The organism is Cryobacterium psychrophilum, assembly GCF_004365915.1.
GTDB lineage: Bacteria > Actinomycetota > Actinomycetes > Actinomycetales > Microbacteriaceae > Cryobacterium > Cryobacterium psychrophilum.
Window position 1 is genome coordinate 1531207 of sequence record NZ_SODI01000001.1, and the last position, 26558, is coordinate 1557764.

Below are 26558 nucleotides of genomic sequence, written 5' to 3' on the forward strand. Positions count from 1 at the left end.
TGACTCAAATGCTAGTCACCGGGCATTCCCTTGACAACCGGTTGGGGTCGGCGGAATGCGTCGGCGGCGGCCGAGATTGCCCCGACCCGGGCCATTCCGGCGGCCCCGGCGGTGTTGGCCAGGCCGACACCACCCATCGCGTCTGCGACACCTCCGCCTGGCTCACCCGGTGCGCCAGGCGGTGTCGCTGGTTGCCTGCTCCTCCGCGCTGGGGAGCACCCGTCGGAGAACGTCGGCGAGCGTGACGACACCGACGAATCGCTCGCCCTCCATGACCACCGCGAACTGCTCGCTCGCCTCACGCAAGCGAGCGAGGGCCACGTGAACCGGGGTGCCGACAGCGATCACGAAGGCAGTGCGAGCCACCTCGCGAGCCGGACGCGCGGCCGATTCGAGAAGCGTGTCGCGCACGTGCACGACACGGGGCTGCGAGCCCGAGAGTGCGGGGTCGGCCGCCACGAGAATGCGCATGTGGCCTGACCGCGCCGCCGCGGTCTGCACCTCAGCCACGCTCGCGCCGGCCGAGACTGCCGTCGGCTCGCTGTTCGAGGCGATGAGCTGCTCGATGTGCATCGTCTCAAGCTCGATCACGCTCGAAATCTGGGAACGGAACGACGATTCCAGCGACCCCACGCTGGCGGAGTACTCCACGAGGTGTCGGATCGTCTCGGCATTGAGCCCGCCGATGGCGGCACTCTCGACCGGTTCGACCCCGGTCGCCGCCACGAGGCGGTTCGCGATGCTGTTCACCCACCTCAGCAGGGGCCGGAACAGCCACACGAAGGCGCGCGCGGGAATCCCGATGAGAATGGCCGAGCGCTCAGGATGCGCGATGGCCCACGACTTCGGTGCCATCTCGCCGACCACGAGGTGCAGGAACGTGACCAGCAGGAGCGACAGCGCAAAGGCCGCACCGTCGGCCGCCCAGGAGGGCATGCCCCACGATTCGAATACCGGGCCGAGCCATCGGTCGACTGCGGGCTTGGTCACGGCTCCGAGTGCGAACGTCGCTGCGGTGATGCCGAGCTGCGCGCCCGCGAGCATCAGAGTGAGTTCGTTCACGCCGCGCAGGGCGGCCCTCGCCGACCGGCTCGTCGCCGCCGACTCTTCGAGACGATGCCGCCTCGCGCCCAGCAGGGCGAACTCGATGACCACAAAGAATGCGCTGAGGGCGATGAGCAGCACGGTCACGATGATGATGACCCAGGGATTGCTCATCGCTCGACCTTCTTGTCGGTCTCGGGCGCGGCGGCGACCTCAACCAAGCTCACCCGCACCTCGCTCGGCACGTGCCGATCGACCTCGAGAATATCAACATCGAGCCGGCGTCGAATCGGTTCATCGAGCACCAGATCGGCGGGGTCAAAGGGGAGAGCGATCCTCACCCTCTCGCCCACACGCGGCAACGCACCGCTCTCGGCGATGAGGAGGCCCGCCACCGTCTCGAAGTCACCGCGCGGCAGGTCATGACCGATGGCGCGCTCGGCCTCATCGACGTGCACATCGCCACCCATCAGCCACATATTGTCGCCGTCCGGCGTCAGAACAGAGGTTGCGCCGGTGTCGTGCTCGTCGGTGATCTCACCAACGAGTTCCTCGGCGAGGTCTTCGATGGTGAGCACGCCCGCGAAACCGCCGTACTCGTCGATCACACACGCGAGTTCGTTGTGCGTGCGCGTGAGTTGAGCCAGGGCATCCGGCAGCCTCATGAGAGTGGGTACGACCATCGGCGGCCTCATGATCTGCGCCACCGGCGCGTTGTCTTCGACCCCGCCGCCGAGCAGATCAGCGAGTTGCGCGACGCCCACCGGTTCACCACGAGCATCGACGACCGGATACCGGGTGTGGGCCTTCGCCATGAGGGTGCGCAGCTCGCCCACCGTCGTCTCAGGCCGAACGGTATCGACGCGTGCGCGCGGAATCATCGCGTGCTCGACGTCGCGGTGCGGAAAGTCGAGGATGCGGTCGAGCAGGTACGACAGCTCGTCGGGCAGGTCACCGCTCTCCCGGGAGTCAGAGACGATGCGTTCGAGGTCTTGGGCGGTGGCACTCATGTCCACGTCGTGCACCGGCTCGATGCGCAGCACGCGCAGCAGCAGATTGGCGGCGTGATCGAACACGGTGATAAGCCATCCGCAGGCGGTTAGATAGATCGTCGTCGACCGCGCGAGTCCCTTGGCCAGAGGTTCGGGGTTGGCGATGGCGTAGTTCTTCGGGAACAGCTCGCCGAAGATCATCTGCACGATCGTCGAGGCCACGAGCGCGAGCAGTGTTCCGACCGTGATGCTCACCGCGGCAGGAATCCCGACTCCTCCGAGCAGAACTCCGAGCGACCGACCGACGAGCGGTTCCGCGACGAAACCGACGAGCAGGCCCGTCACGGTGATGCCGAGCTGCGCACCCGAGAGCATGAACGAGGTGCGGCGCGTCACGGCGAGCGCGCGCTTCGCCGATTTGTCGCCCGAATCCGCCTGTACGGAGAGCTTTCGGCGGTCGACCGACATGTAGGCGAATTCCTGGGCGACGAAGTAGCCGTTCACCGCGATGATCACGAGAATCACGAGAATGCCCAGGAGAAGAGTGAGCACCTCGCCGATCATCGGATGCCTACTGAGCGCGTTTCGCGATCACAACAATGGTCGGGGTCAGAAGATGACCCGGCAGAACTGGTCGTGTGGTCCACGTGGGTGACAGTGCCTCCGTCGAAGATGCTTTGATCAGCATCCTACAGCGCCCAGCTCGGGGCACACCGCCAATCGCGGCCGACTCACGGTGGGAGCCCGCCCCGCCAACATCGCCGACACCGTCTTGGCGCGGGTCGGGCTTCCCGTCGTTCGCTATCGCCATCCCGCGGTGCCCACGCCCGGGCCACATCACCCCTGACTCACGTCTGTCGCCGCGCCGACCTGGCCTTTTGGAACGCGACGCAACGCGCGCCGGTTGCTACTTCAGGAGATCCGCGACCGGGAGCATCCATCGCCGCGCCACGACACAGGTCAGCGGATGCCGACGGCCAGATCTCCTGAAGTAGCAACCGAAACCAGGTCAACACCGGCGGGGCGCGTCGCTACTTCAGGAGATCCGCGACCGGGAGCATCCATCGCCGCGCCACGACACAGGTCAGCGGATGCCGACAGCCAGATCTCCTGAAGTAGCAACCGAAACCAGGTCAACACCCTCGGCTCGGCCGACTCGCGCCGCTACAGGCGGGCGAGGCGCTCGATGTCTTCGAGGAACTCGGCCGCGACCTCCGCCGACACGGTGGTGCGGGTGGAGAGGATCGCGTCGACGTAGTCGGAGGTGCTCGGACCGGCCAGGGCGGTGGCATCCGCGTCGGAGTGCAGCGACTTCTCGAGCGCGTTCTGCGAGGCCCGGTGCGCGGCGTATTCGATGTCGGCGGGCGAGAAGCCCTCGCTCTGCTCCACGAGGGTGTCGAGGTCGACGACTCCCGCCACGGCCGAGGGAATGTAACGCTCCCAGATGGCCTCGCGGGCGGCCACGTCGGGCAGCCCGATGGGAATGACGTAGTCGAAGCGTCCGTGGCGGAGAAACGCGGAGTCGAGCGCGCGAATGAAGTTGGTCGCACACACGAGCAGGCGGTCGGGCTGGTCGCGGAACGCCGGGATGATCTTCAGCAGCTCGTTGGTCACTCCCTGCATGGCCGAGGGCGGGTCGCCCTGGCGCTGCGCGGCGATCTCTTCGACCTCGTCGATGAAGACCACGGCGTGCTCGAGTTCGGAGATCTTGAGGAACGTCTCGCGCAGCGCACCGGCGAGGCCCTGCGGATCGGCGGCCAGGCGCGACGGGAACACCTCCACGAACGACCACTCGAGCCGGGAGGCGATGGCCTTGGCGAACGTGGTCTTACCGGTACCGGGAGGGCCGAAGAGCACCACGGCCTTCGGCGCCGAGACACCGTACTGCTCGGCGAGGTCGGGCTTGGCCAGCGGAAGCACGAGGCGGCGTTCGAGCAGGTCTTTCTCCCGCTGCATGCCGCCCACCTTGCTCCACAGGTCGCGGGGCAGTACGCGTCCGCCGAGCTCGGTGAGCAGCTTGAGTTCCTCGCGCTGAACGGGAATGTGCCGCTCGAAGTAGCGCAGGTTCTTCTTCACCTCGAAACCGCGGTTGATGAACGCGTCGACTCGGGTCTCGGACTCGGGCATGAGCGCCGACAGTTTCGTCATGCCGTCGGGCGCCATGCGGGCTTCGAGGGCGGCGAGCATCGCGGTGCCGATGCCCTGACTCTGCCACTTCTGCGCGGTGGCGAGAAACACGACCCAGCCCTGTGCATGGGCGGCCCGGCTGACGGCGGCCCCCACGATCTCGTCGCCGTGCACGGCGACGACCGCGTAATCCTTCTGGCACGAGGCGAGCACCTCGGAGAGTCCGTAGACCGGCTCCGTGTCGGATGCCTTGATCTCCTCCCACAGGCGCAGAATGCCGTCGAGGTCGTCGGAGTGAAAGTCGCGCAGGCGCCAGCCGGTCATTCTGTTCCTCACATCATTGGGTGTTCTGCCAATCTACGGCACCCCGCGCCGCGCCCCGCCCGTCGCACCCTCCCGCTGGTCGAGCCCCGTCGAGACCCCCGCCACGAGCCAACGCCCGTCGCCGCCCCCGAAATCGATGGTCGCCACCGAAACCGGGCGCGGCCACGCCGTGACCGAATCGCACAACGAAGCGGCCTTGACCACGTTCAACCCGACGCGAAGCGGATGCCGTCCACCGCCCAGTCGTTTCCGCCCCGCTCAGTGTGACGACGGTCTCCGTCGGCGAAGTCCAACCGCCACGACGCCCGCCCCCAGCAGCGACAACACCGACACTCCTGCCATCCCCGTCGAGATCCAGTCCGCTCGCCTGACGACCATCTCACCGTCGGTCGCGGTGAAGCTGCACTGCACTCCCAGCGGGAAGCGCGTGATTGTCCCGACGATGGGATACGCCTGATCAAAGCCCACGCCTGCCGCCGGCAGAACGTCGACGATGCAGGAGTAGGTGGGGTCACGCACCGAATACACTCCGGCGAGCACGGGTAGGCCGAGCAGCAGAGCGACCACGCACAGCGCCCCGATCGTCCCGCCCCTGACTGACATGCCCCTATGCAATCAGATCGACACCGGTCGAGTAAATCGAACAAAGCTCGCCCGAGGCATCCAACGTGGCGCAAACGCAAACGCCGACGCCCTGACCGCTCGCACCCACCTCGCTGGTCGAGGAGCCGGCACGCACTTCGTCGGCGTCTCGAGACCCGGCGACCCGACCCCGAAAACCGGCCCACCAGGTCTCGACTGCTCGCAAGCTCGCGCTCGACCAACGCGCCCACCTCGACCGGTCCCACTGGAGCGCCGACGCCGCAGATATCGTTCTGATATCCGCGCTCTCCTTCTCAGGGCTGCACGGCAGCGGATGCCTCGCCGGCTCGGAACGCCCCGTGCCACACACGGTTCGTAGTATAGAACCACCAATTGAACATCACAGGTTTGCACCTGACCTCGCTCAGAGTGCACACCACGTCTGGAGATCATCATGGCAACGTACGATGTCGCACATCGCTCAGCAATCGTCACCGGAGCCGGTTCCGGCATTGGGCGAGCCGTAGCTTTGGAACTGGCCGCGAACGGGGCATCCGTTGTCGTCGCCGACCTGAATGCCGAGGGAGCGGATGCCGTTGTGGCCGAGATCATCGCCGCCGGCGGAACCGCCGTCTCCTTCATCGGAGACTCCAGCGACCCGGCGATCGCCGAGGGCGCCATTGCCGTCGCCAACGAGATGGCGCCGCTCAAGATCGCCGTGAACAACGCCGGCATCGGCGGAGAAGCCGCCCCGATCGGCGACTACTCCCTCGAAGGCTGGCGCAAGGTGATCGACGTCAACCTCAACGCCGTGTCCTACGGCCTCAAGTTTCAGCTGCCGGCCATCGCGGCCAACGGCGGCGGCGCGATCGTGAACATGTCATCGATACTCGGCTCCGTGGGCTTCCCAATGTCGAGCGCCTACGTCACGGCCAAGCACGGTCTGCTCGGCCTCACCCAGAATGCCGCCCTCGAATACGGCGCCCAGAACGTGCGCACCAACGCCGTCGGCCCCGGGTTCATCCACACTCCGCTCGTGGACGCCAACGTGGATGCCGACACCCAGGAGTTCCTGGCCGGCAAGCACGCACTCGGTCGCCTCGGCAACCCCGAAGAGGTCTCGGCACTCGTGTCATTCCTCGTCTCCGACGCCGCCTCGTTCATCAGCGGAAGCTACCACCTCGTAGACGGCGGCTACACCGCCCAGTAGCCCCGCCCCCCTCCGCGCTGGTCGAGGAGTCGGCACGCCCTTTCGCCGGCGTCTCGAGACCCCGCAACCCAGCCCACCAGGTCTCGACCACTCGCAAGCTCGCGCTCGACCAACGCGCCCCTCGCGCTGGTCGAGGAGCCGGCACGCCCTTTCGCCGGCGTCTCGAGACCCCGCAACCCAACATTCCCCCTGTGGATAACGCCCCACCACGCTGGCCCCGTGCCACGATCCCTGCATGCCCTACATGTACATTCTCGAATGCGCCGATGGCTCCTTCTATGTCGGCAGCACCTGGGACATCGACCGCCGTCTCTGGCAGCACAACGCCGGCGAGGGCGCCGTGTACACGAAACGCCGGCGCCCGGTGAAGCTCGTCTACCTCGAAGAGTGTTCTCAAATAGCGGATGCCTACGCCCGCGAGAAGCAGGTTCAGGGCTGGAGTCGCGCCAAGCGCATCGCGCTGATCGAACGCAGGCGTGACGATCTCCCCCGGCTCAGCGTCCGCCACAGCAAGACCAAGCCCTCGGCCCCGCAGCCTCCGCCGTCGTGACCGCTTCCCCCCACCGGTCGCACCCACCCCGCGCTGGTCGAGGAGCCGGCACGCACTTCGCCGGCGTCTCGAGACCCCGTGACCCGCACCAGATCTCGACCACTCGCAAGCTCGCGCTCGACCAACGCGACCACCCCGCTGGTCGAGGAGCGCGCACGCAAAGGGGCCCAACGGCTCGCGCAAACCAGGTCTTATCCCCCTTGCGATGCCCCCACCGGTCACCACACGTGGGGCCGGGTATACGCGCACGGCGCGGGTTGGCCCGCAGCATCGCCCATATCGCGTCAACGCGAGGCGCCGCGCACAAAGAAAGGCCCCGGACTTCCGCCCAGGGCCTTTCAGAGAAGCTGGTTACGCGTTCGCGCGCTGGCGACGAACGATGTTCAGCACGATCACCAGTGCGGTGCCGAGGAGAAGTGCACCCGCGGCGGACCAGATGAGGAGAAACGGAACGTCGAAGCCGGTGGCGGCCAGGTTGTCTCCGGTGGTGCCGGCGCCTGCATCAGCTGAGGCGACGGTCAGGGTCGCGGCGCCGACCGTGCCCGAGGTGAGGCCAGTGCCGGTGACGGTGTACGAACCGGTGGCATCCGTCGGCAGGGTGACGGTCAGTGTGACTGCGCCCTGGGCATCCGTGGACTTGACGGTCGTGACCGTCGCTGCCTTGAAGTTCGAGAGCGTCGCGGAGCCGCGGCCGCTCACCGCGAAGGAGACCCTTTCGCCGGTACCGGGGCCACCGAACGAGCCATCGGCGAAAATGACGTCGAGGGCGGCGCCGGCCGTCGCTGACCCATTGACGGCCACCTTGTCCTCGGGCACATACCCGACGGCGTTAGCCGCGGCCGGTACGGCGAAAATTGCCAGAACGGCGAGTGCGATAACCGCGAAAGTCTTTTTTGCCATGAGTAATTTCCCCCTAAGTGTTGGATGAGTGTCCAGCCGACACCAAAAGCGCCACATGGAACTCTTCTACCCTACGGGTAGATTCACAGGAGATCCCCAATTCGGGTTTCGTGACTGTTAATTCCGGGTGTAGTTTGTGCAACGATTTGGCCGGAGAAGGGTTTCGCACCGAGCCAGCGGCAGTGCAGAACAGTGGATGCACCCTGCGCCCGCTCCACGCCGATGCTGCTCAGCAGCGAGACGACTTCGCTACTGCCGCAACGCCCCCGCCTGCGCCCGGTACCACTCCACCGTTGAGCGCAGCCCATCCTCAAGCCCAATCGACGACGTCCACCCGGCCGCAGCCAGCTTCGACACGTCCAGCAGCTTCTGCGGGGTGCCGTCGGGCTTCGTCGAATCCCACTCCGTTGCCCCGGTGAACCCAACCACCCGAGCAATAGTCTCCGCGATCTCCCGAATCGTCACATCCGACCCGGTTCCCACGTTCACCTGCTCCGGCCCGTCATAGTTCTCCATCAGGTGCAGGCACGCCGCGGCCATGTCATCCACGTGCAAGAACTCACGCCTGGGCGTGCCGGTTCCCCAGTTCGTCACCGACGTCGCGCCCGACGCGGCGGCCTCGTCATACCGGCGAATCAACGCGGGCAGCACGTGCGACCCCACGGGCGAGAAGTTGTCGCCCGGTCCATACAGGTTGGTCGGCATTGCCGAGATCCACGGCAGCCCATACTGGCGCCGCACGGCCTGAATCTGCAGAATCCCCGCGATCTTCGCAATCGCATAGGCGTCGTTCGTGGGCTCCAGGTGCCCGGTGAGCAGCGAGTCCTCCCGAATCGGCTGCTCGGCGAGTCGCGGGTAGATGCACGACGACCCCAAAAACAGCACCCGCTCCACGCCGGCCGCCACGGCCGCGTCGAGCACGTTCACCTGAATCTGCAGGTTCTCGCTCAAGAAATCGACCGGATACGTGTTGTTGGCCAAAATGCCACCCACTTTGGCCGCAGCCAGGACAACATACCGAGGCCGAGTCTCCGAGAAGAAGGCAAAGACCGCAGCACGGTCTTTCAGATCCAACTCGGCCGATGTCTGTCCCACCAGGTCGGTGAAGCCCTCAGCCTCGAGCAGGCGCCAGATGGCCGACCCCACGAGACCACGGTGCCCGGCAACGTAGAACGTGCCAGAGCGGTCTAGAGCGGCGGGAGTAAACACCATTACGCAGTGACCCCGCTCAGTACGGGCGCGGTGCCCCAGCTCGCGAGTTTGACCTCGTCGATCCAGCGTCCGCCGGCGTGCTCGAGCGCGGTGATGTCAGCATCCACCATGATGCGGGCAAGCTCTGCCGTGTCGACGGTGGCCTTCCAGCCGAGCTGGGCCTCGGCTTTCGAGGCGTCGCCGACGAGGGCATCCACCTCCGTGGGGCGCAGGTAACGCTCGTCGAAACGAACGTGCTTCTCCCAATCCAGGCCGGCGTGCTCGAACGCGGTCTGCACAAAGTCGCGCACGGTGAAGTTTCCGCCGGTGGCCAACACAAAGTCTTCGGGCTCATCGGCCTGCAGCATGCGCCACATGCCCTCCACGTACTCGGCCGCATACCCCCAGTCACGCACGGAATCGAGGTTACCCAGGTACACGTGACTCTGCGTGCCCGCCTTGATCGCCGCGACAGCGCGGGTGATCTTGCGCGTCACAAAGGTTTCACCACGGCGCGGCGATTCGTGGTTGAACAGAATGCCGTTCACGGCGAACATGTCATAGGCCTCGCGGTAATTCTTGGTAATCCAATAGCTGTAGACCTTGGCTGCGCCATAGGGCGAGCGCGGATAGAACGGGGTGTCTTCGTTCTGCGGCGGTGGCGTCGCGCCGAACATCTCCGAACTCGACGCCTGGTAGAACCGGCAGTGAATACCCGACATACGCACGGCCTCAAGCAGGCGAATCGTGCCCATTCCCGTCGTATCCGCCGTGTGCTCAGGCTCGTCAAACGACACGCGCACGTGCGACTGCGCGGCCAGGTTGTAGACCTCGTCCGGCTTGATCTCCGCAAGCAGCGTCGACAGGCGCGAGCCATCGCTCAGGTCGCCATAATGCAAAAACAGCTTCGCGCCGGTATCGTGCGGGTCCACATACAGGTGATCAATACGTGACGTATTAAAAGTGGACGCCCGCCGAATCAGGCCGTGCACCTCGTAGCCCTTGGCCAGCAGCAGCTCAGCCAAATAGGAGCCGTCCTGCCCCGTAATGCCTGTAATTAACGCGCGTTTTGCCATGACTCCCCCTGTGCCTAAATGCAATCTCCGGCAAGTTTACCGTGGCCGCAGGCCCGGATTTTCGACGTGCCGTCGCTGAGCAGGTGCTGCACAAGTCGACGATTCGTCATTATCCCTCGCTTTTGTCACGCTACTGGGCTACTTTCCCAGTTACGTGCTTGTGCTTACCCCACTCGTTCTGCGTTCGACCCGACGATATTTCGTAGCCCGAAGGATGCCCCTCATGCCTCACACGACGAGCCGCCCGCTCCAAAAATGGCTGGCGAAGCACGCCTCTTCCCCTGCGCGTGGTACCGCGACACTCGATCGACTTCGCGCCAAACTCGCCGCCACTCCGCCCGCCTGTCGGTACTGCGGCGGAGAGGTTTCTGCCCAGCGCAAGGGTAGCGAGGCACGGTGGTGCTCGACTGAACATTGGATCGAGGACGTCAACCTCGTTCTGTAACAGCGTCCAACGAACCACCAGCCGAAACCGTCGAGGCGAAGTGCGTTGCTGTGCCCTAAACTCACTGTGGGGGGCCTTCGCCTTTAGATGATCAACACTGATCTCCCGTTCAGAATACGAACTAGGTAGGTCAATCGTGCTTCACGCTGAGGTCAAGGAATTCCACTACTCCACAGTCGGTCATGTTCCCTTCGCCATTACGAACCTAGAGCAGGCCACAGCATGGCTCATCGCCACCTCAAAAGGCGGCCCGACGCCGATCGCTGTGCGTCTCGCGAATGCATACTGTGTGGCGCTTGCCGAAGGGGAGCAGAGCTATCGGACGCTGTTAACGACAAGCGGCATCAATTTTCCCGATGGAACCCCCGTCGTGAAGGTGATGCAGCTCAATTGTCGGGGCAGCCAAGCAGAACCTGGCCGAGTGCGCGGGCCATCTCTTTTCACCAGAGTCTTGGAAGAAGGGCAGCATCAGGGTCTCCGGCACTTCTTCCTCGGTGGGTCCCCGGAAACGTTGGCGGCACTCGAGACCAACGTAAAGTCACGCTTTCCTGACGCAGAAATCGTCGGAAGCTACTCCCCTCCGTTCGCACCCATCTCGGACAGCTATGTCGATGACTGTGCCCAAACCATCGAACAGACTTCGGCAGAGGTGGTGTGGGTCGGTCTGGGTACGCCGAAGCAGGACTTCGTCGCCTCCGCTCTGGCTCCTCGGTTAGGCCTCCCCGTGGTGGGGGTTGGTGCCGCCTTCGATTTCGTCGCGGGAACAACGCGAGAAGCTCCCGTTTGGATGCAGAATTCCGGAACGGAATGGCTCTTCCGATTTGCCTCTGAGCCTCGCCGACTGTGGAAACGATACGTCTTTGGAAACATTCGCTTCCTTAAGGCAGTAATTTGGCCTCGACAGAAACACTAGACGGTTTGCTGACGAACACGCAGAGAACCCTGGTGATAAGCCAGACGCCTCCTCCCCTCCACGGTTCCACAGTCATGACAGCAACGTTGCTTGGCGTGCTGGATCGCATAGGAATGAACCCACGCTTGCTCGACCGCAGATTCAGTCGGTCCATGAATGAGGTCGGTCGAACTTCGACTAGAAAGATCCTTGCAGTATTTTCTCTCATAGGACGCCTTATCCGCACTCTCGCAGTCACCCGGCCGACATCATGCATCTTTTTCATTACCACCCGACCAGGCTCTTTCCTGATCGATTGGGTCCTGAACGAAATACTTACCCTCGCTAGGGTCCCTATAATCCACTACATTCACACCCAGGGCTTCGTGGACCTTGCGGCCCGCGGACGAATATGGGATGTACTTGTCCGCAGGCTGTTGGGGAACGCGCAGATGACCATTTGCCTAGGCCCATCATTGGTGCCTGATGTCAGTGCGTGGGTAAAAGGTCAACTCATCTGCATTCCAAACACTACGAGCGGGTCGCCCACCGCGGGCGTGAAAAACCACGAAGACCACCCGCAAAAGGTTCTGTTTCTATCCAATCTGATCCCGTCCAAGGGCCCCGAGGACTTCATAGAAATGGCGCTACATGTCCGGCGTAACTCACCCGCCGCTGTACTCCAAATCGTGGGCGCTGACAGCGACCCTGAATTTACTTTCACACTCAAGTCGAGGGCAGCCCAACTCGGACTTGATCACTGCCTTCAGTTCTTAGGCCCAAAATATGGGGAAGACAAGTGGCTCTTGCTACAGGACGCGACCGTCTTGATTTACCCCAGCCACTACGACGCGCAACCCCTAACGATCTTAGAAGCCTTTTCGTGCAGCACCCCAGTCATCGCGTATAGGACAGGCGGTATTCCCGATCTGATTTCTAGCGACGTCAACGGCTATCTCGTAGATCCGGGAGACCTGGAGGCCCTCGCGGGTCACTGCAATAGTATTCTTAGCGACGTGGCGCTTCGCAAGAGGCTCAAGGAATCTGCGTTGCTGAGTTACCTTGAGGACTATTCCTTGGCAGCCTATGAAGCATCTTGGCAGTCCGCCATGCGCTCGGCATTCGCATGACTTAAATCACTTCCGTTCAATGCAGGCGTTTTGACATTCTGTTATAGAGAAATGATTCCCACGCCGAGGTTACAATCTCATCGATGCCGCGCTTGGATTTCCATCCAAGGGCCAATTCTATCGCGACGGGATCGGCCACAACACTTCCTGGATCGCCAGCGCGCCGTCCACGTATCTCAGGGGTCAAATCCATAGCGGCCGCTGTAAGAATCGACCGAATCATTTCGCGCACGGATGCGCCAAAACCTGTACCGACGTTGTAGACCTCGTGTCGTGGTGGCCCGTCCTTAAGGCTGTCCATGGTCGCAACGTGCGCGTCCGCCAAATCAAGAACATGGATAAAGTCACGCACACAAGTTCCGTCGGTAGTCAGGTAGTCATCACCGAAAATAATAGGGGGCAGCCCCTGAACGATGCGGTCAAATACCATTGGAACCAAGTTTAGGACGGCTGTATCGCCAAGTTCGGCCCACCCAGCGCCAGCAACGTTAAAATACCGCAAACTGGCCGCGCGCAGTTTCTGGGCCGTGGCAGCGCCAGAGATGAGCCATTCACCGGCGAGCTTCGACTCTCCGTACGGGTTTATTGGTTCAGTTCGAGCCGTCTCCGGGATTAGGCCATTGTCAGGCGCACCGTAGACGGCCGCCGATGAAGAAAAAACGATTCTTGAGACTTCGGCCGCCTCCATCGCAATTAGAAGATTTGCAAGGGCGCCAACATTTTGTTGATAGTACCAAGCCGGGCGTATCACCGACTCACCTACCTGCTTTCGCCCCGCAAAATGGAAAACCGAAGTCACCGAGTACTCACGCAGTATCGCTTCAACCGTACCGATCGAGTCAGCGTGCGCTAAGTCAAGTTCGATAATCGGAATGTCAGGGACGCGCTCCCTGTTGCCAGTGATGAGATCATCCACTATGACGATTTCATCACCGCGATCGCGAAGTAATCGCGCAACATGCGATCCGATATATCCGGCCCCGCCCGTAATGAGAATGCTCATTCTTTCATCCTAAATGATCGTTCAATAGTGCAGTTTGCGTCAACCGGCCACCGCGTGTGCCTTGACTAGAGACTCCTCCGACTGCCGACGCATGCCTTGGAAGAGCCCGATCACGATTTCGATGCACGTTCCATTGAGCCGGCGGAGAGCCCCAATCCCACCATCGAACAGCGCGCACATGAGCGTAGTACACGTCGAATCTGTCTTGACGAAAAGTGGGCTACGACTCGAACCGCACCCGTTCGGCGAAGCGTCTTCTAGCCCACGTAATGATTGAGCGAAGGTCGGTTGGAGCACTCATCGGCAACGCCTGCAACTTTGCGCTTGGCCGAGGAAACCGATCCCGATTCCTGACCCGAGCAAGTCGCCCATCCCGGCCGCTGACAAGTGCGTACTGCAGACTTATTGGTCGGACGGTTCGATAAAGAAGGAGAACGGAGTCGACACAGCCGAATTCGCTGGCGCGTAATTTGCGAAAAAGCGCGAAATCCTCGGCTCGCCGGCAATTTTCATCGTACCCACCCACTGCCAAGAATGCTGCCTTGCGAAACATAGAGGCTCCGTGTGCAACTGGCATCTTCGAACGACGGATTCGTGCTTGGATTTCCGCGGAGGCGACCGGCCAATGATGCACTATCGGACCACCCCAAGTGCCAAATTCAGCGAGGTGCCCACTTAGGACAGCCATTTGTGGATGCTGGATCATCTCCTCAAATTGCATTTGTAATCGATGTGGGAGGGACAAATCGTCGGCGTCTAAAATCGCAATTAGATCTGCCTTCGACCGTCCGATGCCCGTATTTCGCGCTGCCCCCGCCCCCATGTTCATCGGTTGAACTAGCATTTGAATTTTGGGGTCCTCGAGAAAAGGTCGGACCATATCCGGAGTCCGATCAGTTGAAGCATCATCAACGATAATCAATTCCCAGTCAAGAAACGTCTGATTTTGAACAGACCTTATTGCATCGCCGATTGTGTACTCTGAGTTGTACGCCGCCATAACGACAGAAACCGAAGTCAAAATACGCACCGTTGCAGGGCGCCTTGCCGGCGTTGGATCGCAACCCTGATGCCACATCGATCATTCAACGGAGCCCTCGGAATCCTAAATCTAACGTACCTGCGAACGGTGGGACCAACGATAGAAAGATCACCGAAATCGCGAAGGGACGCTTGGCCTTCGCGCGGAGCGAGCATGTCGTTCCGATCCGAACGATGGAGTGGTGAACGAATGACATCTATAGTCGTAGTGTGCTGCACCCCTCCGATGACCGATCGGTTCGACGGGTCAACTCCAGCCGTTCCGAGGTGGAACCGCACGAGTCTCTTGTGAAAAATCATGATTGCCCCCTAAGCCATTGCGCCGTCTACTTTGCTGAGCTTAGCCTGTCGTCATTCTTTGGGCCACTCAACTCAATCCCTCTTCGTTACCGACTTGGTAATTCCTAGAACAAGAGACGCTTGACCAGAACGACCATGGAGATGACTCGAAGGAATTGGACTGCGAGCGCCGCCCACGCCGCACCTTCAACTCCTGCGACCAAACTCCCCATTGCTACCCCGGCCAAGAGAGCCACTCCAAATATAAGTCCGATGACGGCCGTCGCGTGCGCTCCTCGGTATGCCTGAGCCAAGGATGACAGTGGAGACGCTACTGCGGCAAATATCGTCCCAACGACGACCAGAACCAACAGATTGCCTGCATCCGAGTAGCCCGACCCAAAAAGGACTCCCATGATGGCGTTGGACCAAGGGAGCGCACATATCGCCATTACTGTCGCCACTATCGTGCCAACCGACAGATAGGCGAGGAGGCGCCTTGAAAATTGGAGCCCACCGCGTGCAACGGCTGGCATGACTGCGCTTCCGATGGCGCTCGCGACTAGGAAGATTGGGATCGAGACCTTGCTCGCCGCTGCCATAATGCCAGCAGACGACGTTCCCGAAAGCAAAGCGACGATCGGGATATCAAGGTTTCTGGCTTGACTGGCAATATTAGTCAATGAGTACGGAAGTGCCTCCCGCAGAATCAACCGCCAGGCGATAGTTTCAGTTTCCCAAAACTGACTTTGGCGCCGGATGGAAAAATGGGCATGGAGCGCTCCTCCAAAGCTCCCCACCAAGAGACTGATTCCAAATGTGAGCTCAGAAGCCAGGTCAAAAGATGAGAGAGAAATGAAGCACAAAACAGGTAAAATCCGTCGAATCGCGATGGAGACCGCAGGCGTAACGACGGCTTGTTGAGCGATGAACACACCAAGTTGCGCCTCGACATTTTTCTCAAAGGCAACCCAAGCTATCACCAAGACCGCCCACGGCGTCCAGCCCACTGCCGAGCATGCGACTAAATATAGCGCGCTGAGAAGCAGTGCGAATATAGAGGTAGAAACTTGGTTTATCCGAAGCGCAGCCGCCACCCTGGATATGTCGCGATCGACGGCGAATGCTTTGACTATAAAAGTTGACAGCCCTAGGTCAGCCATTACGCCCAGAAAAGCGGCGATGCCGATGAGCGCATTGACCTCCCCGAAAAGCCCAGAGTCGACGGATCTCGCGAAGAGCACAAACAGCATTGCTTGGCAAAAGCTTCCCCCGCCGCGTGATATCAACACCCAGGTTGCTTGCCGTCTCACCGGGCCTTCGTTCGGCTTCGCTCATTCGCGAATCGATACACATTCAGGCTCATGCCAGCTAAAGTCCCATCCTAGGTTCAACGACCCTTAGACCAATTATGGGCACACCAGCGATCCCCTTCAATCAAACACTCAACCGAACGGAAGCGCCAGTACGGTAGCCATCAAGAAAACGCGGCGTGACAGTTCGAGGTTGTATGGTGCAGGGTAAGTCCAGACAGCGAAGTGTCGCGAGAGTCTTCGGGCGATTCACAATCATCGTGCTCGGGTGCCGGAGTTTTGCAACTGCGAAATTTTCGAACCGTCGTGGGCAGGCGACGACCTTTCGTCGGAATGGCCTTGGTCCTTTGACCCTGCAGTACTGAAGGAAAATCCGTCGTGGTTGCGCGAGCACGAACTGCAGGCTTCGGCTGCGCTTAGGCTATCATCGTGTACCCGCGATGTTTGTGTCTGAGACTGGCCCCGCGGCACCCCGCAGTCAAGCGACCCGCGCCGTGCAACCCCGACTCATGCAAATTTTTGTCGACGATGGAGACTCCCCAATTCATCGCCGCGGTTAGGTTTCGACGCCGTTGACCCCTTCGTCGGAGCCAGCGATTCCAAGCGTCGCCTACGGAGTAGTCTTAAGGAACATTGAGGAGTCCGCCTCTACCGCAAACAGGAACGGCGTAGCCGCCATCGGGGGAACAACCATGAAGCTGGAAGGCCAAAGCGACGCTTTCACACCCCTAAAGTCGCTTGAAGTCTCGACACGTTCCGACGTGACTCCAGCCGACGAAACCATGCAAGGTCGAGGCATGAGACTCGTGCATTATTACCGTGATTTGTCTCGCCCATCAGGTGTAACAGCAGCTATAGCTGGATGGCAATTGGCCAGCCAACGTGCTGGTGTGGACACAATTGCCCTGCACAATGGCGAGGAGGGCGAGTGGGATCTTCGGAGTGAAATCGTGCCCCACTATGGTCGGGGTCGTCAGGGGCAAATACCACGTCTGGATGGATATCTCAGTCGTAACGATATTCTCGTGCTGCACGAAGGTTGGATTACCTCTAACTATGCCGCCGCCGCAACAGCGCGCCGATTGGGGATCCCCTACATAGTCGTTCCGCACGGCGTCTATGAGCCTGGAGTGCGTGAAGGCCTCAAGATGCAGTGGTCGGGTCGCGACCAGTTTGAACGACATTATTTACGTCGTGCGAGCGCCGCGCATATCTTTTATCCCACCGAGGAACCACACGTACGCGCCCTAGCACCGCGTGTTCCGACCTTTTCTCTACCCACCGGCTCCAAGCCGGCAAGTTCTCAGTGGACCGGAGGAGACGGCTACTACGCTTGGTTCGGTAGGTACGCCATGGGCCACAAGGGGATCGATCGCATGCTCTACTCGTATTCCATGATGCCGCCGTCTAAACGATTACCTCTCAAACTTCGAGGTATCGATTATGACTCCGGTCGGGATGCGACGAGAAACCTTGTATCCAAGCTCGATCTTGACAAGTGGGTCGCCGTTGGCGGACAGCTAGAATCCGCCGAGAAGGACGACTTCCTGAGCCGCTGCAGCGCTTTCTTGTTTCCGTCCCGGTGGGAGAGCCAGGGAATTGCATTAGTGGAAGCCCTCGCAATGGGCACTCCGTGCGTCGTGAGTGATTCCATACATATGTCGGCCAGTTTGCTCTCTTCTGGTGCTGCTTCCGTTGTTTCGTTTGACGATTTCACGCGGGCCTCTGACGCGATGGCTCAGGTCATTCACCAGCGCAACTTGTCCGTGCAAGCACGCAGCTATGTTGAACGAGAGTTGTCTTGGCCCACGCTGGGCGTTCGCTACGCACAGGAGGTAGCAGCTCTCGTATGAGCATTCGAGGCTCGAGAACCGAATTAAAGGGCTCGAAGTCTGACCCTACGATTGCAAACAAATTGCCCGTGGTCGCCATCGTTGGTCTATCTTGGCTCATGCTTAGTGAGGTTGTTCGGGATAACAACCTGCAAGGCCCGCTTACCGTTGGCCTCGCAGCCCTGGTTAGCGTCTTCTTGCCCCTCGTATTTGCGCGACGGCACTCGTGGCGTCAATTGGGTTCTATGCAGACGTGGATCAGTTGCCTCTTTGGGTTTTTCCTTGTTTGGGTGATTTTCAGACTCGTTACTGGTGACAGCGGCTTAAGTCGTAACGGAATACAGAACGTAAGCGTGTACGCAGTCTTTGTCGTTGTACTTCTCGCCGTCACTACTTCAGCGAAAAGTATCAACACGTCTCAGTTGATCTCAACGACAAGAAATCTTGCGGCAATTGGGTCGTTGCCCTTTTTCGCGCTGGCGGCGGTGACCGATGGGTTGAGCGGCAGGTTTATCGGAACCGGCAGTATCACCGCTATCGCGGCTATCGGACTAATAATGAGCGTCGTCGTGCCACGTACTCTCTGGACAAGACTTTTCATTCTTGCCTTCTTCCTCGTAATTTTTGCTTCCCTGTCAAGGACGTACATCGTGTACGCAATCTTCTGCCTGACGCTGCCGCCCTTGAGATTGTCAGCTCTTGGTTCGTTCCTCAGACGGTGGTTTGCCAGAGCGGCGGCAGCTGCAGTAGCGGCAATCGTTCTTATGACGCAATATGCTCCTCTTAGAGACAGATTTCTAGTAAATGACGGCGCAACAATAGCGGGACTGTCGGTCGGCACGTCCGGGCGTATCAATATTTGGGCGGCGGTCAGTTCGCATATGGACGACTGGTCCCTGACGTTTGGACACGGTGCGGGCCAAGCCGAGGTACTCGTCGAGAGAATCTTCGTCGTCATCACGCAGCCTCACAACGACTACCTCAGGCTCCTATACGATTTTGGTCTTATCGGCTTGTTGCTTTGGATTATACCTCTCGTTTCTGCCCTCATTTTTACTTTCAGGATGTCGTCCAAAATGCGCCATTCCAACGAAATTTCGCTCTTTCTCGCAACTTTCCTCTTGCTGGGGCTCCTCACGACCAGCGGGCTTTTGGACAACATGATTATCTACGTGTTCGTGATGGCACCCATAGCGGTTTTTATCGGTGCTTCACTACACGAGGCTGCGAATACGAACCGACGAATTTCACACAGCATCGACTTACCGAGGGAACGCTCGCGAACCTAGGTTCAAGTCGGCGGAATGGGCGCCCCAAGGTCGGTCTAAGCCTCGATCCACCGGTCCGCCTTGATTGATCGGCGTCGCTGAATTCACAACCCGGGTTTTGGTGGCGGGCAGGGCGAAGCTGCCGGCCTTGCTGCCGGTGGTGTTCCAAGTCTTCGTTCGCCGTGTGGCTGGTGGTCAGGTGGCGGCGGTTTGCGGCGGGCCGCAGGCCGCCGCGAACGCGGCCGTCCATCCGGGTTCCCACGGCCAGTTGGTCGGCAGGTGCAGGGTGATTTTTCGCGCGGAGGTGGAGATGCGGGCGGGGACGCTGATGAGTTTGCGGCGGATTGTGCCGCTGCGTGCCTTGCCCAGATCTGCGTCGGCCAGCGAACCAACGGCGCGCGAAAGGTTGAACGCGATCGTGGCCAGCACGAGCCAGGCCGCGTTGGCCGTGAACACACCCTCGGCAGGTGCGCCAGCGCGCTGTCCTTAAGATCTGCGTTAATCTGCTCGATCTTATGCAGACGTCTGCATAACATCGATTATCTTGATGTTCTGGTTATGCCGATGTTCTTCCTAAAAAGCTGGTCAGAGCCAGTTCCCTAGTGAATACTTCGGCATAATTGGGTGAATAGATCCATGCTTGTCCTTTCCGATTCTTGAAAGGACAGAAGTTATGAGTAACCCATCTAACGTCGTAGTTGTTGGTCCCCTTGCTGTTTTGAAAGAGCAGCTCGAGGATGAGTTTCTTCACCTGGGATATGCTCCGTCGACGGTTGCACGACAGCTGCAGCTCTTGGCGCATGTGTCCTCGTGGATGCAGGGCCGTGGAGTCGAGATTTCGCACCTCTCGTGGGTGGATATCGGCATGTTCTGTTCAGATCATGATCTGGCCTGCGTGCATCGGTACGCGCCGCCGCCCGTGATGGTCTTAATGAGAATGATTCAACCGGAGCTGGCCCCGACGCGAGCGGCGCTGCCGGGCACTGTGCTGCCGCTCGAGTCGGAAGAATTGTTGGCGTCGTTCGGCGTCTATCTTCGCGATGAACGAGCGCTGATGACATCGACGCGGGTGCTGTATCTGTATCAGGTTCGTTTGTTCGCGCTGTGGTTCGTTGGCCGATTCGGCCCGGATTTGTCTCGGATGACGATTACGGCTGTCGACGAGTTCTTCGCTGCTCGAGGCACGTTGTGGTCGACGTCGGCGGCACGCTCCTCGGTCATTGCTCTGCGCGCGTTCGCGCGGTGGCTGTTCCTGATAGGGCGGTCGACGACGAATTTGTCGGCGGCCATTCTGACCGTCAAGGACACATCGCAGGATGCCTTGCCGAAGGCGTTAGCGTCTGCCGATTTAGCGAAATTGCTGGCTATAACGATGTCGGCAAGAGACCGAGCGATTCTTCTTTTGCTCACTCGGCTCGGTCTTCGCGCCCATGAGGTCTCAGGCCTAAGGATTCACGATTTCGATTGGCGTGCCGGGACAGTCCTGATTCATGGCAAAGGAAACGACTCCCAACTCATGCCAGTTCCGGTTGAGGTCGGTCAAGCGATCGCCGACTACCTCTCCGAATCGTTAAGGGCTCACTCGTCCCATGGAGAAGTGTTTCTGGGCGCCTACGCACCGCACCTGCCTTTGGGCCGATGCGCGGTCACGATGGTCGTTACGTATCTAGCCAGGCGGGCAGGGATCGCTGGTCGGGTCGGATCCCACCGCCTCCGTCACACCGCTGCAACAGCGGTCCTCACGGGCGGAGGAACGCTGGCCGAGGCGGGGCAACTTCTCCGTCATCGGAGCGCTCAATCGACGATGATTTATGCCCGAACGGACCTGGAAACGCTGGCTCAACTCGCGCGGCCCTGGCCTGGGCGCGCGGGCCAGGACAGCGCTCATGAATGAGCTGTTGCGCGCAAGCGCTGCTGACTACTTGTTGTTGCGCAAATTGCGCGGATACCAGCCCGGCGATCAGGTCTGGTTGCTTCGGGACTATCTCGACTACCTCGACACGCACGGTTTCACAACCATCACGGTGGCCAATGCAATGGCATGGGCGTGCTTGCCTGCACACGCCCAATCACGGTGGCACGCAGAGAGACTCACAGTCCTGCGCCTTTTCGCCGGTCACCTCCATGCCAGCGCGCCAGATAGAGCTGAACTCATTCCGCTGGGACTGCTCCCCAGCCGTGTGGTGAGGGCCTCGCCGTATCTTTATAGTTCGAATCAGGTGGAGGTGCTCATCGCCCAGGCCGGCACGCTGAGACCAGTGCTCCTCGGGCACACGTTGGCGACGGTCATCGGGGTGATGGCCGCCACCGGGATGCGCACAGCCGAAGCGCTGAGTTTGAATATGACCGACGTTGACTCGGAGCTTGCAACAATCGTGGTCCGGGGAAAGGGCGGCCGGCAACGGATACTGCCAGTTCAGGCCTCGACGATATCGGCCCTGGCCCAGTACGTCACGACCAGCCGTGCCATTATGAAGCCCAGCGATAACGCGCTCTTCCTGAGTCCAGCAGGAGCGAGACCGCTTGCGAATACGATTCAGCAAGCATTTCGACGCGTTGCCACGGCCTGCCAATTGCAGCCGGGCTTAGGACAACGAAAACCTCGCCTCCACGACCTGCGACATACCTTCGCGGTGAACACCCTGATCGACGCCCATCGGAGCGGTACTGGAATTGACGCGCGCATCGCCGCGCTGGCGACTTACCTCGGTCACGGCAGCCCGATCCATACCTATTGGTATCTCTCAGCCAGTCCCGAACTGCTCCACATCGTCAGCGAGCGGGTCGAACAATACGCTCCAGGAGATCGATCATGAGCACTTTTACCGCGACCCTTCAGTCCTTCTTCACCACGTTTCTGGTCGGCCAGAAAGCGGCCAGCCACCACACCATCGCCGCTTACCGGGACACCTTCAGAATGCTGCTGCTCCAGCTTCACGATGCGACCGGAACGGCACCCGACGCGGTGGAATTCACCGACGTGAACGCCGAAGCGATTACATCGTTCCTGACCTATCTAGAAATCGTTCGGAAGAACACGATCCGCACGCGCAACGCACGCCTCGCCGCACTGCACGCGTTCTTCACCTACGCCGCCTATCGACACCCCGAACACGCTGACCTGATCGCCCGAGTCTTGGCCATAAAGACCAAGAATACGAACACGACAGTTCTCACATACCTCACCCGCCCAGAGGTTGACGCGCTCCTCACCGCGCCCGATCAGAACACGGCGACCGGGCGGCGAGATCATGTGATCATCCTGGTATTCATAACTACCGGACTCCGTGTGAGCGAACTGACCGGGTTGACCCAGCAAGACCTTCAGCTGAGCAAACCTGCACACCTGCTTTGCCATGGCAAAGGTCGCAAGGATCGCATCACGCCCCTGAACAAGGAGACCACGCGTGCTCTTCAAGAATTCGGCGCAGGACGGCCCCCTGCGCTCCCGCACGATCCCCTTTTCACAGCTCAAGGCAGCGCTAAGGCGCTGGGTCGCGACGCGATCGCGGCTCGACTTCGGCTCTATTGCGCCGCCGCAGCCACTACCTGCCCGAGCTTGAAGAGCAAAACCGTTACACCCCACACGCTGCGCCACACCACAGCGATGAGGATGCTCGATGCGGGCATTGACATCACCACCATCGCCCTCTGGCTCGGCCACGAATCCACCCAAGCGACTCAGGCTTATCTCCACGCCGACCTCGGCATGAAAGAGCGCGCCATGACAAGGATCGCTCCGATCGGAAGCAAAGGACTCCGATTCGTCCCCAAAGGGCGGCTGCTCTCCTTCCTGGAATCCCTGTAGTTATGCCGAAGTATTCACTAGGGAACTGGCTCTGACCAGCTTTTTAGGAAGAACATCGGCATAACCAGAACATCAAGATAATCGATGATGGCATGCTGCCGGTGGGTCTGGTCCGCGGTGACAGTGTCCAGGTCGCTCGTGGTGAAGAATGCATGAAACGGGTGCGTGTCGAACAGGGTCGGCAGCCCTTCGGTGGCTTTCTGATTCAATTCCGGGATCCGGCGCACGACCAGGCGCCCCACGATGCGTTCGGCCTTCTTGCGCGAGCTGAACGCGGTGAACGGGACTTCCGCAACCTCGGCGGACGATATCCAGGCGCCGGTAGCCTCGTCCCGGATCGCGTCCGTGTAGTTGATCGTCGCCCATTGGTCATCGGTGATCGTGCCGATAGCGCGCTTCACAGCCGGGTCCATCCGGGCCGTGATGGAGACTTTCGCGCCAGCGCGGTGTGCCGCGGCGACGACCGCGTGTCCGTAGAACGCACTGTCCGCGCGCAGCAGCACCAGGCCGGCAGACGTCTGGGTGCGGAGGCGTTTCACCGTGGCAAGGACGTCCCCGACGAACTTTCCCGCGCCGCGCGGGGAACCCGCCGCTCCTTTCCGCAGCCGCGACCCGATGATAATCGGCGCGGCCTTGGGTGAGGAGACGATGCCGATCAGAGCGTTCAAGCCGCGCACTCCGGAGTAGCCGTAACCGGAGCCTTGCTTCTGATATCCGTGGACTTCCTTGATCGTGTCGTCGATATCCACCAGGGCATAATCATCGATTCCCGCCACGATCGGGGTGTGTGCGGCGACGTTGACCAGCCATCGCCAGGCGACGGCGTCCAACTGCCGGACGTGACCAAACGTGAACGACCGCAGGAACGACCCCAACGTCGACGGGGCATACGTCCCGACGAAGAGTTTCTTCATACCGCCGTGCCGCAGCAACGCCATGTCATCAATCGAATCGGCACCAGCGAGCATCCCCGCAACCAACGCGGTCACTTTCAACCCGGAGTTCGCGCCGAAGTACCCCGGCAAGGTCAGCCACGCGTCGGCGAGGTCGCTGAGCCCGGTTTTCACCGCCAACGCCATCGCGGGGACCAGTCCCGCGGCCGACACGAGATTTGTGTCGTCGAAGGTGGCTGACAAGCGGCTGGAACTGTGGAAAAGTTGCATCTACGAGATGCCTCTCGAATCGGTTGAAATGAACCCTAAGTAAGTTCTATTTTTCCTGATCCGAGTGGCATTTTCGGTTTAACGCGCCGCTACAACCTCAACTCGACCGGTGGATCGAGGCTAAGGGACCCGAGCGAGGGTGTCAGATGGTCTGTGTTAGGGGCTGCGGATCTAACGGAAGGATTGCGAAAATCATGGTCATGATAATGGATCGGAAAGAACTACATAAGCCACCGAAGTCCCCGGCGCAGCGTGCGGTGGACGCCCACCCGATGAGTTCTTCATGCCCGTCCGGCGTTGCGTCGAAGCGTTGTGGCGACGCGTTTACCCAACTGGGTGATCAACGCCGCGTCGTGAAAATCTTTGTGAGTAGCGACGCCGAGGACGAGATTTTGTCGAGGATGAGACATGCTTGAATACAGCCCTTCATATTGGGGTCAGCATTCAGGGGCGCTTGCAGACAAGTCAGTGAAGAGACGAGAGCCAAGCTCCTATTAAGTCATGTTGGCGCTCCTGAACGCGACAATACGTTCAGGGATCGACCAGGTCGACGCATCGAGACAAAGACAACCGAAGCGTCAGACAAGCTCGAGCAACGGGTGGGCGGGCTCGGCACGCGGTCCATAATCCGTCGCGTCCGCCCTGCGCGACTAAATGCCACGATTGCAACGACTGTTCAGATACTGGCGGCCCCGAGCACGCCATTACTCAAAGTGTTCCACGACCCACCTGAGAAACTCGGCGTGCACGTCAACGACTTCCTCGCCACCAACGTCGTCGTCCGCATTTTCACTATCGGAGGCGTCGTCGACAAGATCGCACGCGTCATCACTCGCCGCCTCCCGAAGTTCCCCATTCTCGGAGCTCTCTGTTCCACACCGCATCGTCACCGGCTGCGCCCGAGAACACGGGGTCGATGAAGGCGATAACCTCGGCGAGTTGCTCCTCGAACAATTCACGGCATCGGCTCTCGAGTTCGTTCTTACGTCGCCACGCCGACCACTTCGGTTGCGCGATATCTCCGTAACCGGCGGTCACGTCCGAGAGCGGGCCGAGGCTCACGCCGCGATGCCGAGCGACGCCTTCTGCCGCCGTGCGGAGGTCCCCCGCGCGAAAGGTGAGGGCTCCAGCCAGGCTGCTCAGATCCAGGAAATCCCGCCATCCGGTGCTCGTCACACCTCGTTGAAGGACAGTGACCGCCTTTTCGGCGATCACTGTCTCGGGAGGGTGGCCGGAAATTGCAAAATCCCCACCAAGGAGACGCGGGAGGCGCACGAGGCGAGGTGCTGGCCAAATCGGGTCGCCGATACTGATGTCGAGATGCAGATTGACTCGAGCAGTGTGGACTCGAGTGGGAACATGTACGCGAAGGCCAGAGTATTCATCGGCGTCGCGGATCTGCTCAACACGGATTGCGGTCGTATCGATCACGAGAGCATCATCCATGATGACGTTGGCGACCTCCATGACCACGTCGCGCAGATGCCTCTCGTCCAGCATGAAATCCATGGCCTGCATGTCGATATCCCGAGTGGGCCGACGGAGCCGGTACGCGGCCAGGAGCACGCCACCCTTGAGAACGAAAGACTCCCGGTACTCGGTGAGCGTCAGCCGTTCCAGAAAGCGTTCGAGCACGTAGAGGGTCAGTAGCTCGCTGGTTGCGCGCCCCTGCCCGCGCGCGAGACGTTGCAGTGCTGTGTAAATTGTCGCGGGGTCACTCACGCTAGATACTCCAATGCTCTGAGGATGGGACCCCGTGAGCGCGGTAACTTACTCGCCATCTCCAGTAAGGCTGCTGGTTGCGAGCCACGCTGGCGCAACCAGGCTCGGAGGGCTTCGGTGGCGATCTCGTACCCTTCGGTGCCGCGCAGCCGGAATGCGTCGACGATGGACCGCTCCGGCGAATACAGACCGATGCTCCTACCCGTGCCGTCCAGGGGGATCTCTGTGCGACCAAGAGTGAACGTGTCGGCGTCAAAAATGTGCCAACTGATCGCTGGTGCCGTGGTGGGCGCGGCCTTTCCGCGCGGTATAGCGATGTCGGTTCGCGCGGGGATGGCATCGGTGAGCCCATGGTGAGCCAGTGCGCTGGTGAGGCAGATCGTCGACTCGACGCGACGCATGACAGCCTCAACCAGGTCAAGGTCCTCGGTTTGAGAATCCATTCTCTGATAGAGCCCACGGGCTATCTGTTCGACCAAACCCGCATCCCGCAGACGGTAGAGGGTGCGGGAGCTGACCCCTGCTCGGGCAACGTCCGATTGTCGGAACGGTGACCGCGGGAGTGCGGTCGGTATCTTCATGGCACCTCCATATTGCCTAGTTTAGCTCACAGATACGATTATCTATAGTGCTTTATAAGCGTTCCGGTAAATGCAATCCGAGATG

General features: G+C 60.6%; 22 protein-coding genes and 2 pseudogenes. 9 read left to right on the top strand and 15 right to left on the bottom strand.

The window, feature by feature from the left end; all coding sequences use genetic code 11:
* Window positions 1-11: 11 nt before the first annotated feature.
* The 5 genes from EDD25_RS18160 to EDD25_RS07155 form a co-directional block, all read right to left on the bottom strand.
* Window positions 12-137 (bottom strand): hypothetical protein, encoded by a 126-nt coding sequence (locus EDD25_RS18160; RefSeq protein WP_279586315.1) that lies wholly within the window; start codon window positions 135-137, stop codon window positions 12-14.
* 25 nt (window positions 138-162) lie between these two features.
* Entirely contained in the window at window positions 163-1218 is a 1056-nt protein-coding gene (locus tag EDD25_RS07140; RefSeq protein ID WP_134172668.1) for a CNNM domain-containing protein, read from the bottom strand.
* Window positions 1215-2600 (bottom strand): hemolysin family protein, encoded by a 1386-nt coding sequence (locus tag EDD25_RS07145; RefSeq protein ID WP_134172669.1) that lies wholly within the window; start codon window positions 2598-2600, stop codon window positions 1215-1217. The genes EDD25_RS07140 and EDD25_RS07145 overlap by 4 nt, the downstream gene beginning before the upstream one ends.
* 600 nt (window positions 2601-3200) lie before the next feature.
* Window positions 3201-4487: an ATP-binding protein gene (locus EDD25_RS07150; RefSeq protein WP_134172670.1), complete on the bottom strand. Its 1287-nt coding sequence runs from the start codon at window positions 4485-4487 to the stop codon at window positions 3201-3203.
* A 258-nt stretch (window positions 4488-4745) separates the two neighbouring features.
* Window positions 4746-5090, bottom strand: coding sequence for a hypothetical protein (locus EDD25_RS07155; protein WP_134172671.1), 345 nt, complete (start codon window positions 5088-5090; stop codon window positions 4746-4748).
* A 433-nt stretch (window positions 5091-5523) separates the two neighbouring features.
* Here EDD25_RS07155 and EDD25_RS07160 point away from each other — a divergent pair, with 433 nt between their 5' ends.
* The gene (locus tag EDD25_RS07160) at window positions 5524-6279 is read left to right on the top strand and encodes an SDR family NAD(P)-dependent oxidoreductase (protein WP_134172672.1); all 756 of its coding nucleotides are present in this window, start codon (window positions 5524-5526) and stop codon (window positions 6277-6279) included.
* Between the two features lie 235 nt (window positions 6280-6514).
* Window positions 6515-6829: a GIY-YIG nuclease family protein gene (locus tag EDD25_RS07165; RefSeq protein WP_134172673.1), complete on the top strand. Its 315-nt coding sequence runs from the start codon at window positions 6515-6517 to the stop codon at window positions 6827-6829.
* A 351-nt stretch (window positions 6830-7180) separates the two neighbouring features.
* On the opposite strand, the gene EDD25_RS07170 is transcribed toward EDD25_RS07165, so the two are convergent.
* From EDD25_RS07170 to gmd, 3 genes are all read right to left on the bottom strand, one after another.
* Window positions 7181-7729, bottom strand: a complete 549-nt coding sequence (locus EDD25_RS07170; protein ID WP_134172674.1) for a sortase — start codon at window positions 7727-7729, stop codon at window positions 7181-7183.
* 249 nt (window positions 7730-7978) lie between these two features.
* Window positions 7979-8941 (bottom strand): GDP-L-fucose synthase family protein, encoded by a 963-nt coding sequence (locus EDD25_RS07175; RefSeq protein WP_134172675.1) that lies wholly within the window; start codon window positions 8939-8941, stop codon window positions 7979-7981.
* The gene (gmd, locus tag EDD25_RS07180) at window positions 8941-9996 is read right to left on the bottom strand and encodes a GDP-mannose 4,6-dehydratase (protein ID WP_134172676.1); all 1056 of its coding nucleotides are present in this window, start codon (window positions 9994-9996) and stop codon (window positions 8941-8943) included. Before gmd ends, EDD25_RS07175 begins: the two co-directional genes overlap by 1 nt.
* 581 nt (window positions 9997-10577) lie before the next feature.
* On the opposite strand from gmd, the gene EDD25_RS07185 reads away from it, so the two are divergent.
* Window positions 10578-11354, top strand: coding sequence for a WecB/TagA/CpsF family glycosyltransferase (locus EDD25_RS07185; RefSeq protein WP_134172677.1), 777 nt, complete (start codon window positions 10578-10580; stop codon window positions 11352-11354).
* A gap of 152 nt (window positions 11355-11506) precedes the next feature.
* Entirely contained in the window at window positions 11507-12463 is a 957-nt protein-coding gene (locus EDD25_RS07190; RefSeq protein ID WP_166671220.1) for a glycosyltransferase, read from the top strand.
* 16 nt (window positions 12464-12479) lie between these two features.
* Here the strand turns inward: EDD25_RS07190 and galE are convergent, their stop codons facing one another.
* The 3 genes from galE to EDD25_RS07205 all read right to left on the bottom strand — a co-directional run bounded on the left by galE (window position 12480) and on the right by EDD25_RS07205 (window position 16039).
* Window positions 12480-13466: a UDP-glucose 4-epimerase GalE gene (galE, locus tag EDD25_RS07195; protein WP_134172679.1), complete on the bottom strand. Its 987-nt coding sequence runs from the start codon at window positions 13464-13466 to the stop codon at window positions 12480-12482.
* Window positions 13467-13686: 220 nt separating this feature from the next.
* A complete protein-coding gene (locus EDD25_RS18360; protein WP_134172680.1) occupies window positions 13687-14544 on the bottom strand; it encodes a glycosyltransferase family 2 protein in 858 nt (285 codons plus the stop codon).
* Between the two features lie 367 nt (window positions 14545-14911).
* A complete protein-coding gene (locus tag EDD25_RS07205; RefSeq protein ID WP_134172681.1) occupies window positions 14912-16039 on the bottom strand; it encodes an MATE family efflux transporter in 1128 nt (375 codons plus the stop codon).
* A 752-nt stretch (window positions 16040-16791) separates the two neighbouring features.
* Here EDD25_RS07205 and EDD25_RS07210 point away from each other — a divergent pair.
* Window positions 16792-17952 (top strand): glycosyltransferase, encoded by a 1161-nt coding sequence (locus EDD25_RS07210; RefSeq protein ID WP_134172682.1) that lies wholly within the window; start codon window positions 16792-16794, stop codon window positions 17950-17952.
* Between the two features lie 68 nt (window positions 17953-18020).
* On the top strand, window positions 18021-19220 hold the full coding sequence (locus EDD25_RS07215) for an O-antigen ligase family protein (RefSeq protein WP_166671222.1): 1200 nt from the start codon (window positions 18021-18023) through the stop codon (window positions 19218-19220).
* 174 nt (window positions 19221-19394) lie between these two features.
* On the opposite strand, the pseudogene EDD25_RS07220 reads toward EDD25_RS07215, so the two are convergent.
* Window positions 19395-19711 (bottom strand): annotated as a pseudogene (locus EDD25_RS07220) (transposase); the annotation flags it as partial.
* Between the two features lie 161 nt (window positions 19712-19872).
* Here EDD25_RS07220 and EDD25_RS07225 point away from each other — a divergent pair.
* Genes EDD25_RS07225 through EDD25_RS07235 form a run of 3 tightly spaced genes read left to right on the top strand, consistent with a single transcriptional unit; the run spans window position 19873 to window position 23007 of the window.
* Window positions 19873-21093 (top strand): tyrosine-type recombinase/integrase, encoded by a 1221-nt coding sequence (locus tag EDD25_RS07225; protein WP_134172684.1) that lies wholly within the window; start codon window positions 19873-19875, stop codon window positions 21091-21093.
* The gene (locus tag EDD25_RS07230; protein ID WP_166671223.1) at window positions 21086-22015 is read left to right on the top strand and encodes a tyrosine-type recombinase/integrase; all 930 of its coding nucleotides are present in this window, start codon (window positions 21086-21088) and stop codon (window positions 22013-22015) included. Before EDD25_RS07225 ends, EDD25_RS07230 begins: the two co-directional genes overlap by 8 nt.
* A complete protein-coding gene (locus EDD25_RS07235) occupies window positions 22012-23007 on the top strand; it encodes a tyrosine-type recombinase/integrase (RefSeq protein WP_134172686.1) in 996 nt (331 codons plus the stop codon). Before EDD25_RS07230 ends, EDD25_RS07235 begins: the two co-directional genes overlap by 4 nt.
* A 71-nt stretch (window positions 23008-23078) precedes the next feature.
* On the opposite strand, the pseudogene EDD25_RS07240 reads toward EDD25_RS07235, so the two are convergent.
* The 3 genes and pseudogenes from EDD25_RS07240 to EDD25_RS07250 form a co-directional block, all read right to left on the bottom strand.
* Window positions 23079-24170 (bottom strand): annotated as a pseudogene (locus EDD25_RS07240) (IS1380 family transposase); the annotation flags it as partial.
* A gap of 828 nt (window positions 24171-24998) precedes the next feature.
* On the bottom strand, window positions 24999-25892 hold the full coding sequence (locus EDD25_RS07245) for a nucleotidyl transferase AbiEii/AbiGii toxin family protein (protein WP_166671224.1): 894 nt from the start codon (window positions 25890-25892) through the stop codon (window positions 24999-25001).
* Complete coding sequence (locus EDD25_RS07250; RefSeq protein ID WP_134172688.1) at window positions 25889-26473, bottom strand: type IV toxin-antitoxin system AbiEi family antitoxin domain-containing protein; 585 nt, start codon at window positions 26471-26473, stop codon at window positions 25889-25891. The genes EDD25_RS07245 and EDD25_RS07250 overlap by 4 nt, the downstream gene beginning before the upstream one ends.
* Window positions 26474-26558: the final 85 nt, after the last annotated feature.

Coding starts and splice junctions, on each gene's coding strand:
- EDD25_RS18160 (WP_279586315.1), bottom strand. CDS start 137: ATGGGTGGTGTCGGCCTGGCCAACACCGCCGGGGCCGCCGGAATGGCC.
- EDD25_RS07140 (WP_134172668.1), bottom strand. CDS start 1,218: ATGAGCAATCCCTGGGTCATCATCATCGTGACCGTGCTGCTCATCGCC.
- EDD25_RS07145 (WP_134172669.1), bottom strand. CDS start 2,600: ATGATCGGCGAGGTGCTCACTCTTCTCCTGGGCATTCTCGTGATTCTC.
- EDD25_RS07150 (WP_134172670.1), bottom strand. CDS start 4,487: ATGACCGGCTGGCGCCTGCGCGACTTTCACTCCGACGACCTCGACGGC.
- EDD25_RS07155 (WP_134172671.1), bottom strand. CDS start 5,090: ATGTCAGTCAGGGGCGGGACGATCGGGGCGCTGTGCGTGGTCGCTCTG.
- EDD25_RS07160 (WP_134172672.1), top strand. CDS start 5,524: ATGGCAACGTACGATGTCGCACATCGCTCAGCAATCGTCACCGGAGCC.
- EDD25_RS07165 (WP_134172673.1), top strand. CDS start 6,515: ATGCCCTACATGTACATTCTCGAATGCGCCGATGGCTCCTTCTATGTC.
- EDD25_RS07170 (WP_134172674.1), bottom strand. CDS start 7,729: ATGGCAAAAAAGACTTTCGCGGTTATCGCACTCGCCGTTCTGGCAATT.
- EDD25_RS07175 (WP_134172675.1), bottom strand. CDS start 8,941: ATGGTGTTTACTCCCGCCGCTCTAGACCGCTCTGGCACGTTCTACGTT.
- gmd (WP_134172676.1), bottom strand. CDS start 9,996: ATGGCAAAACGCGCGTTAATTACAGGCATTACGGGGCAGGACGGCTCC.
- EDD25_RS07190 (WP_166671220.1), top strand. CDS start 11,507: ATGAATGAGGTCGGTCGAACTTCGACTAGAAAGATCCTTGCAGTATTT.
- galE (WP_134172679.1), bottom strand. CDS start 13,466: ATGAGCATTCTCATTACGGGCGGGGCCGGATATATCGGATCGCATGTT.
- EDD25_RS18360 (WP_134172680.1), bottom strand. CDS start 14,544: ATGTGGCATCAGGGTTGCGATCCAACGCCGGCAAGGCGCCCTGCAACG.
- EDD25_RS07205 (WP_134172681.1), bottom strand. CDS start 16,039: ATGCTGTTTGTGCTCTTCGCGAGATCCGTCGACTCTGGGCTTTTCGGG.
- EDD25_RS07210 (WP_134172682.1), top strand. CDS start 16,792: ATGAAGCTGGAAGGCCAAAGCGACGCTTTCACACCCCTAAAGTCGCTT.
- EDD25_RS07225 (WP_134172684.1), top strand. CDS start 19,873: ATGAGTAACCCATCTAACGTCGTAGTTGTTGGTCCCCTTGCTGTTTTG.
- EDD25_RS07230 (WP_166671223.1), top strand. CDS start 21,086: ATGAATGAGCTGTTGCGCGCAAGCGCTGCTGACTACTTGTTGTTGCGC.
- EDD25_RS07235 (WP_134172686.1), top strand. CDS start 22,012: ATGAGCACTTTTACCGCGACCCTTCAGTCCTTCTTCACCACGTTTCTG.
- EDD25_RS07250 (WP_134172688.1), bottom strand. CDS start 26,473: ATGAAGATACCGACCGCACTCCCGCGGTCACCGTTCCGACAATCGGAC.